At 70.4% G+C, this 12,388-nt stretch carries 12 protein-coding genes; 4 read left to right on the top strand and 8 right to left on the bottom strand.

All coding sequences use genetic code 11. The features are described 5' to 3' along the window. Window positions 1-115 precede the first annotated feature (115 nt). The 4 genes from hpt to dacB form a co-directional block, all read right to left on the bottom strand. Window positions 116-655 carry a hypoxanthine phosphoribosyltransferase gene (gene hpt, locus ACIQ7Q_RS08360; protein WP_403857862.1) on the bottom strand — a complete coding sequence of 180 codons (540 nt, stop codon included), beginning with the start codon at window positions 653-655 and terminating at the stop codon, window positions 116-118. A 38-nt stretch (window positions 656-693) separates the two neighbouring features. Further along, window positions 694-1,737, bottom strand: a complete 1,044-nt coding sequence (gene tilS / locus ACIQ7Q_RS08355; protein WP_403857860.1) for a tRNA lysidine(34) synthetase TilS — start codon at window positions 1,735-1,737, stop codon at window positions 694-696. 237 nt (window positions 1,738-1,974) lie between these two features. After that, window positions 1,975-3,129, bottom strand: coding sequence for a zinc-dependent metalloprotease (locus tag ACIQ7Q_RS08350; protein WP_403857858.1), 1,155 nt, complete (start codon window positions 3,127-3,129; stop codon window positions 1,975-1,977). Window positions 3,130-3,214: 85 nt separating this feature from the next. Beyond that, window positions 3,215-4,612 carry a D-alanyl-D-alanine carboxypeptidase/D-alanyl-D-alanine-endopeptidase gene (gene dacB, locus ACIQ7Q_RS08345; RefSeq protein ID WP_403858017.1) on the bottom strand — a complete coding sequence of 466 codons (1,398 nt, stop codon included), beginning with the start codon at window positions 4,610-4,612 and terminating at the stop codon, window positions 3,215-3,217. Between the two features lie 138 nt (window positions 4,613-4,750). On the opposite strand from dacB, the gene ACIQ7Q_RS08340 reads away from it, so the two are divergent. Together ACIQ7Q_RS08340 and ACIQ7Q_RS08335 are read left to right on the top strand one after the other, a co-directional pair. After that, a complete protein-coding gene (locus ACIQ7Q_RS08340) occupies window positions 4,751-5,245 on the top strand; it encodes an inorganic diphosphatase (RefSeq protein WP_108151010.1) in 495 nt (164 codons plus the stop codon). Between the two features lie 136 nt (window positions 5,246-5,381). Next, window positions 5,382-7,055, top strand: a complete 1,674-nt coding sequence (locus ACIQ7Q_RS08335) for a threonine/serine exporter ThrE family protein (RefSeq protein ID WP_403857856.1) — start codon at window positions 5,382-5,384, stop codon at window positions 7,053-7,055. 15 nt (window positions 7,056-7,070) lie between these two features. On the opposite strand, the gene ACIQ7Q_RS08330 is transcribed toward ACIQ7Q_RS08335, so the two are convergent. Beyond that, window positions 7,071-7,775: a DedA family protein gene (locus tag ACIQ7Q_RS08330; protein WP_403857854.1), complete on the bottom strand. Its 705-nt coding sequence runs from the start codon at window positions 7,773-7,775 to the stop codon at window positions 7,071-7,073. Between the two features lie 130 nt (window positions 7,776-7,905). Between ACIQ7Q_RS08330 and ACIQ7Q_RS08325 the strand changes: the two genes are divergently transcribed. Continuing rightward, a complete protein-coding gene (locus ACIQ7Q_RS08325; protein WP_403857852.1) occupies window positions 7,906-8,271 on the top strand; it encodes a YbjQ family protein in 366 nt (121 codons plus the stop codon). An 84-nt stretch (window positions 8,272-8,355) separates the two neighbouring features. Here the strand turns inward: ACIQ7Q_RS08325 and ACIQ7Q_RS08320 are convergent, their stop codons facing one another. Then, complete coding sequence (locus ACIQ7Q_RS08320; protein ID WP_403857850.1) at window positions 8,356-9,114, bottom strand: MerR family transcriptional regulator; 759 nt, start codon at window positions 9,112-9,114, stop codon at window positions 8,356-8,358. A gap of 86 nt (window positions 9,115-9,200) precedes the next feature. Here ACIQ7Q_RS08320 and ACIQ7Q_RS08315 point away from each other — a divergent pair, with 86 nt between their 5' ends. Beyond that, window positions 9,201-10,625 (top strand): glutamate decarboxylase, encoded by a 1,425-nt coding sequence (locus ACIQ7Q_RS08315; protein ID WP_403857848.1) that lies wholly within the window; start codon window positions 9,201-9,203, stop codon window positions 10,623-10,625. 53 nt (window positions 10,626-10,678) lie between these two features. On the opposite strand, the gene ACIQ7Q_RS08310 is transcribed toward ACIQ7Q_RS08315, so the two are convergent. Together ACIQ7Q_RS08310 and ACIQ7Q_RS08305 are read right to left on the bottom strand one after the other, a co-directional pair. After that, window positions 10,679-11,458, bottom strand: a complete 780-nt coding sequence (locus ACIQ7Q_RS08310; protein ID WP_403857846.1) for an ABC transporter permease — start codon at window positions 11,456-11,458, stop codon at window positions 10,679-10,681. Further along, window positions 11,455-12,384, bottom strand: a complete 930-nt coding sequence (locus ACIQ7Q_RS08305) for an ATP-binding cassette domain-containing protein (protein WP_403857844.1) — start codon at window positions 12,382-12,384, stop codon at window positions 11,455-11,457. Before ACIQ7Q_RS08305 ends, ACIQ7Q_RS08310 begins: the two co-directional genes overlap by 4 nt. Between the last annotated feature and the right edge of the window lie 4 nt (window positions 12,385-12,388).

Genomic DNA, 12,388 nt, shown 5'->3' with positions numbered 1-12,388 from the left:
AGGTAAATGCTGCTGTGAGAAAAGACAACTGTTCTTCGGACGGTACCTCAGCATGGCCGCCGAGAACCGCCTTCCTCTGCTCCAACGGCGAAAAGGCGGTTCTGGTTCCCGTGCGTCAGCCTCCGTAGACGTGCGGCGCCAGTGTGCCCACGAAGGGAAGGTTCCGGTACTTCTCCGCGTAGTCCAGGCCGTACCCGACGACAAACTCGTTCGGGATGTCGAACCCGATCCACTTCACGTCGATCGCGACCTTGGCCGCGTCCGGCTTCCGCAGCAGCGTGCAGACCTCGAGAGAGGCCGGCTCGCGGGAGCCCAGGTTCGACAGAAGCCAGGACAGGGTCAGCCCCGAGTCGATGATGTCCTCGACGATCAGGACGTGCTTGCCCTTGATGTCGGTGTCCAGGTCCTTGAGGATGCGGACCACGCCGGACGACTGCGTGCCCGCGCCGTACGACGACACGGCCATCCAGTCCATCGTGACGGGGGAGGACAGCGCGCGCGCCAGGTCCGCCATCACCATCACGGCGCCCTTGAGGACTCCGACGATGAGCAGGTCCTTGCCCGCGTACTCCGCGTCGATCTTCGCGGCCAGCTCGACGAGCTTCGCGTCGATCTCTTCCTTGGTGATGAGCACCGACTGAAGGTCGGTGCTCATGTCCTTCTCGTTCACCCGCGTCGCTTTCTCTCGGCGGTTCAGCCTTGCCGAATGACCAGTCTGCCACCCTGGCGTCGCGCCTCCACCCGGCCGGGCAGGTTGATGGCCCGCTGACCGCGCCATCCGGTGATCAGCCGGTCGACTTCCTCGACGTGCCGGGCGAAGAGCGATCCGGCGGGCGCACCGGCCTGGATCACGGCGCGGCGCAGCACTCGGCGGCGTACCGCAGGGGGGAGCGCGTACAGCTTGGCGCAGTCCAGCAGTCCGCTCTCGTCCCGTACGGAGGCGTCCGCGTCGGCGGCCCAGCTGTCGAGGGCGTCCGCGTCGTCGCGGGAGAGCTGGGCGGTGCGGGCGAGGGCTTCGACCACGCCTTTGCCGAGCGCCTTCTCCAGGGCGGGCAGACCCTCGTGGCGCAGGCGGGAGCGGGTGTAGGCGGGGTCGGCGTTGTGCGGGTCGTCCCAGACGGGCAGCGACTGGACCATGCAGGCCTTGCGGGCGGTCTGCCGGTCGAGGAACAGGAAGGGACGGCGGTAGCGGCCGGCGGTCCCTGATACGGCGGCCATACCGGACAGCGAGCGGATGCCGGAGCCGCGGGCGAGTCCGAGGAGGACGGTCTCCGCCTGGTCGTCGCGAGTGTGACCGAGAAGAACGGCGGCAGCTCCCAGACGCTCTGCGGCGTCGTCCAGGGCTGCGTAGCGGGCGTCACGGGCCGCGGCCTCCGGTCCGCCGTGGCGGCCGACGCGGACCGCGATGGCCTCGACCGGGTCGAGCTGCATCGCGGTGAGGCGTGCGGCGACCTCGGCCGCGCGGACGTCGGAGCCGGCCTGCAGGCCGTGGTCGACGGTGACGGCGCCGGCGCGGACGGAAAGTTTGCGGGCCTCGAAGGCGAGGGCGGAGGCGAGGGCCATCGAGTCGGCGCCGCCGGAGCATGCCACGAGGACGAGCGGGGGTTCGCCCGCGGACACCGGGCTCGGGCCGGAGTGCGCGTAGCGGGCGGCGTTTTCTGAGTGTTCGGTGAGTACGTCGTGGAGTACGCGGCGGACCGCCAGGCGTATCGCCGCGACCGCAGGATGGGGACCCATGTCCGGTGCCCTTCGTGAAAGGTTTGGAGGGGGTGTCTCGGTCGAGTCGGGACGATCAGGAACGACCAGAGGACGAAGATCGCCACTCCGAGAGCAGTCACTCAGAGTGCGTCGATGGTGACAGAACCGAGCCAATACCCGAGCATTGCACGCCTATCCACAGCCCACGGTCCCTCGGATGGGTGATTGGAGGGGCATCCCTCTGCCGCCGCCCGCCCCGTCGCCAACGACGCTCCCCTACGGTGCGCCCTCGCCCTTGCTGTGCACCCTCGCGACCCAGTCCGCCGGTTTGGCGATCTCCGCCTTGGTCGGGAGCGTGTTCGGAGAGGTCCACACCCGGTTGAAGCCTGCCATGCCCACCTCCTCCACCACGGCCCGCACGAAGCGCTCGCCGTCGCGGTACTGACGCAGTTTGGCGTCCAGGCCCAGCAGCTTGCGCAGCGCCAGGTCCAGTCGGCTCGCGCCGCGCGCCCTGCGCTGCTGGAACTTCTCCCTGATCTCCGCGACCGACGGCACCACCGCCGGCCCGACGCCGTCCATCACGAAGTCGGCGTGCCCCTCCAGCAGCGACATCACCGCCGTCAGCCGACCGAGGATCTCGCGCTGCGATGGCGTCTGGACGATCTCCACGATGGAGGGTCCGCCCTCGTCCTGTTCGCCCTCCGGGCGCGCTCCGACGAGCGATTGCGCGGCCTCGCGGAGCCGCTCGAGAACGGCCATGGGATCCATCTCGGTCTCGCCGAGGAACGACTGGATCTCGCTCTCGAGATGGTCGCGCAGCCACGGCACGCCGGTGAACTGGGTGCGGTGGGTCTCCTCGTGGAGGGCGACCCAGAGCCGGAAGTCGTGCGGCTCCACCTCGAGTTCGCGCTCGACGTGGACGATATTCGGGGCGACCAGCAGCAGGCGTCCGCCGCCGTTGCCGCCGTTCTGCGAGGTGTCGCCCGCGGGCAGGTCGCGGGTGCCGGGCGCGAAGGTCTCGTACTGCCCGAGGACCCGCGAGGCCAGGAAGGACAGCAGCATCCCCAGCTCGACGCCGGTCACCTTGCCGCCGACAGCTCCGAGCACCGCGCCGCCGGGGGTGCCGGAGCGGCGCTCCTGCATCTTGTCCAGCAGGGGCCGCAACAGTTCCCGGAAGCCCGCGACGTTCGCCTTGACCCAGCCGGCCCGGTCCACGACGAGGACGGGGGTGTCCCGCGGTTCCGCGCCCTCCGGGATCATCCGGGTGTACTCCCGGACGTGCTCCTCGGAGGCCTTGGCATGCCGTCGCAGCTCGGCGACGACGGCGCGTGCCTCGTCCCGGCTCACGTCGGGGCCGGGCCGCACGAAGCGGGTCGCGGTCGCCACGGCGAGGTTCCAGTCGACCATCTCGGCACCACCGATGCTCGTCATGCGTCAACCGTACGTTCTCGGCTGCGGGAGCGGTGAGGTGTCGGCGGCGGCCGATTCGATACCCGGCCGCCGGCGGCCGGGTCCGTCACGAGGCGAGGGCGGCGGCCAGGCGGTCGAGGGCGGGCTCCGCGGAGTACTCGGAAGAGGTGTCCTTGGCGAGGAACGCGAACCCGAGGAGTCGGCCGCCCGGGGCAACGACCGTGCCCGCCAGGGTGTTGATGCCCCGCAGCGTGCCCGTCTTGGCTCGGACCAGGCCGGTGCCGTCGGAGTCGGCGGAGTAGCGGTCCTCGAGGGTGCCGCTGAAGCCGGCCACGGGCAGCCCGGTGAGGACGGGGCGCAGTTCGGGGTGGGCTGTGTCGCCCGCGCGCGCGAGCAGGCTGGTGAGCAGCGCCGCCGAGACCCGGTCCCGCCGGTCGAGGCCGCTGCCGTCGGCGAATCTGGTACCGGCGAGGGGCACCTGCAGCCGCCGCAGCTGCTTGGTCACTGCTCGTTCCGCGCCGGCGAAGGACGCCTTCTCGCCGGTGGCCAGGGCGGTCTGCCGGGCCAGCGACTCGGCGAGGTCGTTGTCGCTTCTGGTCAGCATTCGCTCGACGAGCAGCGAGAGGGGCTCGGAGAGCACCTGCGCAAGAGGGACGGCCTCGGCGGGCGGGAGGCCCGCTGCGGGAGGCGCGGTGCGGACGCCTCGTTCGGCGAGCATCTCCCGGAAGACGCGGGCCGCTTCACGGGCCGGGTCCTCGGCGCGGGTGGCCGCGCCGGTGGTGTGCTCGTCGAGCCTGCCCTGGCCGACCATGAGGGCGCTGACCGGGGCGATGTTGTCATTGGGACCGATGGGGTGGAGGAGAGGGCCGCGGTAGAGCGAGGTGTCGTACTCGAACCGCAGCTTGGCGCCCTTGGCGCCCTTGGCGGTCTTGCCGGCCTTGCCGTCGCGCAGGGCGCGTGCGGTCCTGTCGGCGAGTTCGCGCAGGCGTGCCCTGTCGAGGGTGGCGTCGCCGCCGCCGACCAGCGTGATCTCCCCGGCGTCGGGGGCCGCGACGACCGTGGTGGGGATGCGGTGGTCGGGTCCGAGGGCGGTCAGCGCCGCGGCGGCGGTGACGATCTTGATGGTGGACGCCGGGACCATGGCGGTGTCCGCCCGCTTCCCGTACAGCCGCTCGCCGGTGGCGAGGTCGATGACGCTGACGCTGGGGGCAGGGCCGAGGCCGGGGTCGGCGAGCAGCGGGCCGAGCGTCTCGGCCAGGGCACCCACAGCGGCTGCCGGCTCCTTGGCCGACACCGTCCGAGGGCCGCCGAGGGGCAAAAGGACAGGGGGCGCGCTGGGTGCCGGGGCTGGGGCTGAGGCTGGGCGCCGGGGTGCCGGCGGTTCGTGATGTGCACCACCCGCGGGGCTCTGGGCAGCCGCCCGCTCCCTCTCGGCCTTACGCTGACCGGAGTCCCAAGGACCCGCCGCGGTCACCGCCCCGGCGGCAAGGGTGAGGCCGACCACGGCAGCGCCCGCTGCAAGCTGCCACGTCCTGACCTTCGGCACCTCGCACCAGCCCCTTTCGCGATCACGCATGTGCGTGAGGGACACTTAATCACCAGTACTGCGTCTTGCTATGTGTTGATCATGGAGGAGCCACCCGTGGAGTTCGACGTCACCATCGAGATCCCGAAGGGTTCGCGGAACAAGTACGAGGTGGACCACGAGACCGGTCGGATCCGCCTTGACCGTCGACTCTTCACCTCGACCAGCTACCCGGCCGACTACGGATTCGTCGAGAACACCCTCGGTGAGGACGGCGACCCGCTGGACGCGCTGGTCATCCTTGACGAGCCGACCTTCCCGGGCTGCCTCATCAAGTGCCGCGCCATCGGCATGTTCCGTATGACGGACGAGGCCGGCGGCGACGACAAGCTGCTGTGCGTGCCGGCGTCCGACCCGCGCGTGGAGCACCTGCGGGACATCCACCACGTGTCCGAGTTCGACCGTCTGGAGATCCAGCACTTCTTCGAGGTCTACAAGGACCTGGAGCCGGGCAAGTCCGTCGAGGGCGCCAACTGGGTCGGCCGCACCGAGGCCGAGGCGGAGATCGAGGCCTCCTACAAGCGCCTGGAGGCGCAGGGCGGCGCGCACTGACGCCGTTGCCACAGAGCACCTGACGCGGGCGGGACACAGTGGGTGTCCCGCCCGCGTCGCGTGTCCGCCCATGTCCGTGCCCATACTGGGCAGAAGCGCCGGTCGGGGGCGGTACGAGAGGGAGCGAGGACAACCAGTGGTGGCGGAGCCCGAGGGCCCGGAGGACCGGAAGCCTCAGTCCGACGAGGCGCACAGCGCCTTCGCCCCGCCGGCGGGGGTGGGGCAGCCGGAACCGCCCGAAGAGGACCACCCCAGCTCCGAGTTCGCCGTTCCGGAGGGCCTGGCACCCGAACCGCCGCCCGAGCCGGAGGGCTCCGCGTTCGCCCCGCCCAGCGTCTACAGCGCCAGGAGCTCACCGCCGGCGTTCACTCCCGCGCACGGCATCCCGGTCGTACGGCTCACCAAGGACGCGCCCTGGCAGGACCGTATGCGGGCGATGTTGCGGATGCCGGTCGGCGAGCGGCCGGTGCCGGAGACACCGCACCGACATGACGAGGCCGGTCCGGCCGTGCCCCGCGTGCTCGACCTGACCCTGCGTATCGGCGAGTTGCTGCTCGCGGGCGGCGAGGGCGCGGAGGACGTCGAGGCGGCCATGTTCGCCATCTCGCGCTCGTACGGGCTCGACCGCTGCGAGCCGACGGTCACGTTCACGCTGCTGTCGATCACGTACCAGCCGTCCCTGGTGGACGATCCGGTGACCGCGAACCGCACCGTGCGGCGGCGCGGCACCGACTACACGCGGCTCGCCGCGGTCTACCGGCTGGTCCACGACATCAGCGTCGAGGAGTCGGACGTCACGCTGGAGGAGGCTTACCGGCGTCTCGCCGAGATCCGCCGCAACCGGCACCCCTACCCGGGCTGGGCCCTTACGCTGGCCGCCGGTCTGCTGGCCGGCTCGGCGTCCGTGCTGGTCGGCGGTGATCCGGTGGTGTTCGTCGCCGCCGCGATCAGTGCCATGCTCGGCGACCGGCTGGCCTGGCTGTGCGCGGGGCGCGGACTGCCGGAGTTCTACCAGTTCGTCGCGGCGGCGATGCCGTCGGCGGCGGTGGGCGTGGCGCTGAGCCTGTCACCGCTGGAGGTGCGGGCGTCCGCGGTGATCACCGGTGGACTGTTCGCGTTGATCCCGGGGCGGGCCCTGGTCGCCGGTGTCCAGGACGGACTGACGGGCTTCTACATCACGGCGGCCGCGCGTCTCCTGGAGGTCGGCTATCTGGTGGTCGCCATCGTGGTCGGCGTCCTGTCGGTGCTGTATCTGGGTTTCGCGCTGGACGCCGGGCTCAATCCGGAGACGAGCATCCACAGCGTGGCGCAGCCGGTGACCCAGACGCTCGCGGCGATGGCCCTTTCGCTGTGCTTCGCCGTCATGCTCCAGCAGGAGCGCGGCACGGTGGCGCTGGTGACCTTCAACGGCGGGGTGGCCTGGGTGGTCTACGGCGCGATGGCGGATGTCGGACGCATCTCGCCGGTCGCCGCGACGGCGGCTGCGGCCGGTCTGGTGGGCCTGTTCGGGCAGATGCTGTCGCGCTACCGCTTCGCTTCGGCGCTGCCCTACGTCACGGCCGCGATCGGTCCGCTGCTGCCCGGCAGCGCCACGTACTTCGGGCTGCTCGAGGTGGCCAGGGGCAATCTGAACAGTGGCCTCGCATCGCTGAGCAAGGCGGCAGCCCTGGCGCTGGCCATCGCGATCGGGGTGAACCTGGGTGGTGAGATCTCCCGGCTGTTCCTGCGGGTCCGTCCGGATGCGGTCGGTGTGCCCGGCGTGGAGACACCCGGCGGACGCCGCGCGGCCAAGCGGACGCGCGGCTTCTGACCGTGGTCGGGCGGGTCAGCGCTTGGCGTGGCGGCCGCCGCGCGGGCTCGACGGCGGGATCTCGGCGCTCAGTGCGTCGGCGGAGGCGGCCGCCGCCTTCTTGCCCCTGGAACGGGCGCGCAGGAACTCGATCGCGATCGGGACCACCGAGATCAGAACGATCAGGATCAGGATCGCCTCGATGTTCTTGTGGACGAACTCGACCTTGCCGAGCGCCGCGCCGAGCAGCGTCACGCCGGCACCCCACAGGACGCCGCCGATGACGTTGAACGTGACGAACGAGCGGTAGTTCATCCGGCTCACACCGGCGATGATCGGCGTGAACGTCCGCACGATCGGCACGAAGCGGGCGAGGACCAGGGACTTCGGGCCGTACTTCTCGAAGAACTCGTGGGCCTTCTCCACGTTCTCCTGCTTGAAGAGTTTGGAGTCGGGGCGCTTGAAGAGGGCCGGGCCGACCTTGCGGCCGAAGAGATAGCCGACCTGGTCACCGATGATGGCGGCCATCACGATCAGTGTGCAGACCAGCCACAACGGCATGTCGATCTTGCCGGCGGTCACGAGCAGGCCCGTGGTGAACAGCAGCGAGTCGCCGGGCAGGAAGAATCCGATCAGCAGACCGGACTCGGCGAAGACGATGACCAGCACACCGATCAGGCCGAACGTGGTGATCAGATAGTCCGGGTCGAGCCAGCTCGGTCCGAGCGCAAGGGTGTTCACGAGGTCCGGGCTCCTGTGGTGTGAGTCAGCGGCAAGGTCGGCAGCCAAAGCTATCAACGCACACGAGTGACCCCCGGTTCCACCGGCTGCCGCGGATGCGGCGGTAACGGACCGCCGCGATCCTTGCACCATGGGTATCGAGGACTACAGCGGCGGGCAGGGCCCGCAGGCAGATGTGACGGTCGTCACGACGAACGACATCCCGGGCTTCCGCGTGGAGCAGGTCATCGGTGAGGTCTTCGGGCTGACGGTGCGCTCCCGCCATCTGGGCAGCCAGATCGGCGCGGGCCTCAAGTCGATGATCGGCGGCGAGCTCAAGGGCCTGACCAAGACCCTGGTCCAGACCCGCAACCAGGCCATGGAGCGCCTTATCGAGCAGGCCCGCGCGCGGGGTGCGAACGCGGTGCTGGCGTTCCGCTTCGACGTGGCCGATGCCGCGGACGTCGGCACGGAGGTCTGCGCGTACGGCACAGCGGTGGTGATCGCCCGGGCCTGACGCTGCAAGGACGCAGCCGGGCGCCCCGAGCCTGACCTGCGAGGACGCGGCCGCGGTCCGGGCCGCGCCCCTGCCGGTCAGGTCCTAGAGGTGCCGGACGGCGTTCGCCAAAATCGCTTCCCGCTGGTACGCCGCCAGGCCGGGCTTCGCCTGGTCGATGTTGCGGGTGAACCGTTCGTCCGTGACGTACATCTCGGCCAGGCAGGTGTGGATCTCGAACGTGCAGGTGTAGTGGTTCCGCGTGATCCACTGACGGTGCTCCTCCGCGACGTCCATCGCGGCCTTTGACTCCGGCTCCTCGCCGGCCTCCATCAGGGCCACGAAGCGGCGGGTGATCTCGTCGGCCTCCCGCTGGATCCGCTGCCAGTCCTCCTTGGTGTAGGCGGCGGAGCGGCGCTGCGACTCCTTGTACGCCTCCGTGTCGCCCCAACGCTCCTTTGTCTCCTGCGCGTAGTCGTCCGGGTCGAAGTCCCCGAAGACCTCGAACTTCTCCTCGGGCGTGAGGTTGATGCCCATCTTTCTCGCCTCCATGGCCTTCTCGACGGCGACGGCCATCTCCTGGAGCCGGGTGATCCGGGCGGACAGCAGCTCGTGCTGGCGCCGCAGGTGCTCCTGCGGGTCCGCGTCCGGGTCGTCCAGCAGCGCCGCGACCTCGTCGAGCGGAAAGCCGAGCTCACGGTAGAACAGGATCTGCTGCAGCCGGTCGAGGTCGCCGTCGTCGTAGCGCCGGTGGCCCGCGTGGCTGCGGCCGCTCGGGCGGAGCAGCGCGATCTCGTCGTAGTGGTGCAGCGTGCGCACCGTGACGCCGGCGAATCGGGCGACCTGTCCGACGGAGTGGCTCATGGCTTTCCGCTCCTTCGTTTCTGTTACGCGACCCAGACTGACGCCTCACGTTGCGTGAGGTGCAACCCCGTACGAGCCTGAGGGCTATGGCACTCCATCAGGGCGCGTCCGACTCCGCCGAGCAGGAGTCCGAGCCGCGCCGGCTCTCCATCAACCCCTTCTACGGGTCGGCCGACCCCGTCACGGAGATGACCTCGGCGCCGCCGAAGCACCGGCTGCCGGACGGCCCGATGCCACCTCCCACCGCGTATCAGCTGGTCCACGACGAGCTGATGCTCGACGGCAACTCCCGGCTCAACCTCGCCACCTTCGTGACCACCTGGATGGAACCCCAGGCGGCCGACCTGATGGCGGAGTGCCGGGACAAGAACATGATCGACAAGGACGAGTACCCGCGCACCGCCGAGCTGGAGCGCCGCTGCGTCGCCATGCTCGCCGACCTGTGGCACGCGCCAGACCCGTCAGTCGCGGTGGGCTGCTCAACCACCGGGTCGAGCGAGGCCTGCATGCTCGCCGGGATGGCGCTCAAGCGCCGGTGGGCGAAGAGGAACGGGGCCCGCTATCCGGGGACTGCCCGGCCGAACCTGGTGATGGGCGTCAACGTCCAGGTCTGCTGGGACAAGTTCTGCAACTTCTGGGAGGTCGAGCCCCGGCTGGTGCCGATGGAGGGCGACCGCTTCCACATCGACCCGCAGGCCGCCGCCGAGCTGTGCGACGAGAACACCATCGGTGTGGTGACGGTACTCGGCTCGACCTTCGACGGGTCCTACGAGCCGGTCGCCGACGTCTGCGCCGCGCTGGACGCCCTCCAGGAACGCACCGGGCTCGACGTCCCGGTGCACGTCGACGGGGCGTCGGGCGCGATGATCGCCCCGTTCCTCGATGCGGACCTGGTGTGGGACTTCCGGCTGCCCCGGGTGTCCTCGATCAACACCTCGGGGCACAAGTACGGGCTGGTCTACCCGGGTGTTGGGTGGGCGCTGTGGCGTTCGCCGGACGAGCTCCCGGATGAGTTGGTCTTCCACGTGAACTATCTGGGCGGCGACATGCCGACGTTCGCGCTGAACTTCTCCCGTCCTGGAGCACAGGTTGTGGCGCAGTACTACACGTTCCTGCGGCTCGGACGGGACGGCTACCGGGCCGTCCAGCAGACCGCCAGGGACATCGCGACTCGGCTCGCCGGCCGGATCGAGGAACTGGACGGCTTCAGGCTGTTGACCCGTGGGGATCAGTTGCCCGTCTTCGCCTTCACCACCGCGCCCGAAGTGAAGGCCTTCGACGTCTTCGACGTGTCGCGGCGGCTGCGCGAGAAGGGCTGGCTGGTGCCCGCGTACACCTTTCCGGCCAACCGCGAGGATCTCTCCGTGCTGCGGGTGGTCTGCCGCAACGGGTTCTCGGCGGATCTGGCCGCGCTGCTCCTGGACGACCTGCGGTTGCTGCTCCCCGAACTGCACGAGCAATCAGGCCCATTGCGCAAGGACCCGGCGGCAGCGACGTCGTTCCACCACTGATGGTGCGGGCCCGGCCCCGCGGTGTGCTGGGGCCGGGCCGGGTGCCTGGCGCGTCAGCGGCCCAGGCGGCGGAAGCGGGCGACGGCCAGGGGGAAGAAGACCGTCACCAGGAGCAGCGGCCACACCACCGCCAACAACTGGGCGTTTTCGGCCGGCCAGGAGCCCGTGGCCGCCTCCGGGATGCCGGAGAGGTCGCGGACCATCGTCGCCGTCGCCGAGATCGGGTTCCACTCGACCGCCGCGCCGAGCCAGCCGGGCATCGAGTCGGGCGTGGCGAAGGCGTTGGACAAAAAACCCACCGGCCAGACCAGGATCTGCACCGCCTGCACCAGTTCCGGCTTCCCGGCCACCATCGCCAGGTGGATGCCGACCCACAGCATCGCGAAGCGCAGCAGGAGAAGCAGCCCCACGGCGCCGAGCAGGGCCATGAAGCCGCCTCCCCAGCGCCAGCCGATGGCATGACCCACGCCGATCATGACCACGAGGCTGAGCGCCGACTGGAGCATGTCCGCGATGCTCCGCCCGACGAGCACCGCCGAGGACGCCATCGGCATGGACCTGAAGCGGTCGATGACGCCCTTGTTCAGGTCCTGGGTGACGGCGAGCATCGTCGCCTCGAGCCCGAAGGCCATGGTCAGCGCCAGCATGCCGGGCACCAGGAAGTCGACGTACGTGCCTTCCACGCCCCGGCCGCCGCCGATGAGGTAGCCGAACATCAGCAGGAGCATCACGGGGAAGACCAGGCCGACGACGACCTGGACCGGCTGCCGTGCCCAGTGGGCGAGTTCGCGCCGGGTCATGGTCCAGGAGTCGGTCAGTACGTAGGTGCTCATGCCGCGTTCTCCTTGGTGAGGTGGAGGAAGACCTCGTCGAGGGTGGGCCGGCGCACGGAGATGTCCTCGGCCTCGACGCCGGCCGCCTCCAGGGCCCGTACGGCCTCGGTCAGTGCGGCCATCCGGTCGCTCACGGGGGCGCTGACCATGCGCCGGTCGACGTCGACCGTCGCTTCGCCGGGCAGCAGGGCCGCGACGAGTTCGAGCCGGTCCGCGTCCCGCAGGACCACGTCGATCCGGTCGCCGCCGGTCTTGGCCTTGAGCTCGTCCGCCGTGCCCTCGGCGATCACCCGACCGGCGTCGACGACGGAGATGCGGTCGGCCAGCTGGTCCGCCTCCTCCAGATACTGCGTGGTGAGCAGGACGGTCGTGCCGCCGCCGACGAGCGAGCGCACCGAGTTCCAGACCTCGGCCCGGCCTCGCGGGTCGAGCCCGGTCGTCGGCTCGTCGAGGAACAGCACCTCGGGGTCGGTGATGAGCGAGGCCGCCAGGTCCAGCCTTCTGCGCATGCCCCCGCTGTACTGCTTGACCGCCTTGCGGCCGGTGTCCGCGAGGCCGAACCGTTCGAGGAGTTCGTCCGCCCGCGCGCCCGCTCGCCGTGCGCCCAGGTGATACAGCCGACCGAACATCTCGAGGTTCTGCCGGCCGCCGAGCTCCTCGTCCACCGCCGCGTGCTGACCGAGCAGGCCGATGCGCCGGCGCACTTCTCCCGCCTCCTTGCGGACGTCGTGTCCGGCGACGCGCACCGCGCCCTCGTCGTGCCGCAGCAGCGTCGCCATGACGCGTACGGCGGTGGTCTTGCCCGCGCCGTTGGGCCCGAGCACCCCGTGCACGGTGCCGCGAGCGACCGTCAGGTCCAGCCCGTCCAGCGCGCGCTTGTCCCCGTACCGCTTCCGCACGCCCTCCACGACGATCGCGTCTGTCATCCGT

Source organism: Streptomyces sp. NPDC096176 (assembly GCF_044763255.1).
Classification (GTDB): Bacteria; Actinomycetota; Actinomycetes; order Streptomycetales; family Streptomycetaceae; genus Streptomyces.
The sequence above is the reverse complement of the archived record's forward strand: the minus strand, read 5'-3'. Positions and strand labels throughout refer to the sequence as shown.

Excerpts from the sequence above, each read along its gene's own strand:
- hpt (WP_403857862.1), bottom strand. The coding sequence starts at position 655 with ATGAGCACCGACCTTCAGTCGGTGCTCATCACCAAGGAAGAGATCGAC.
- tilS (WP_403857860.1), bottom strand. The coding sequence starts at position 1,737 with ATGGGTCCCCATCCTGCGGTCGCGGCGATACGCCTGGCGGTCCGCCGC.
- ACIQ7Q_RS08350 (WP_403857858.1), bottom strand. The coding sequence starts at position 3,129 with ATGACGAGCATCGGTGGTGCCGAGATGGTCGACTGGAACCTCGCCGTG.
- ACIQ7Q_RS08325 (WP_403857852.1), top strand. The coding sequence starts at position 7,906 with ATGGGTATCGAGGACTACAGCGGCGGGCAGGGCCCGCAGGCAGATGTG.
- ACIQ7Q_RS08320 (WP_403857850.1), bottom strand. The coding sequence starts at position 9,114 with ATGAGCCACTCCGTCGGACAGGTCGCCCGATTCGCCGGCGTCACGGTG.
- ACIQ7Q_RS08315 (WP_403857848.1), top strand. The coding sequence starts at position 9,201 with ATGGCACTCCATCAGGGCGCGTCCGACTCCGCCGAGCAGGAGTCCGAG.
- ACIQ7Q_RS08310 (WP_403857846.1), bottom strand. The coding sequence starts at position 11,458 with ATGAGCACCTACGTACTGACCGACTCCTGGACCATGACCCGGCGCGAA.
- ACIQ7Q_RS08305 (WP_403857844.1), bottom strand. The coding sequence starts at position 12,384 with ATGACAGACGCGATCGTCGTGGAGGGCGTGCGGAAGCGGTACGGGGAC.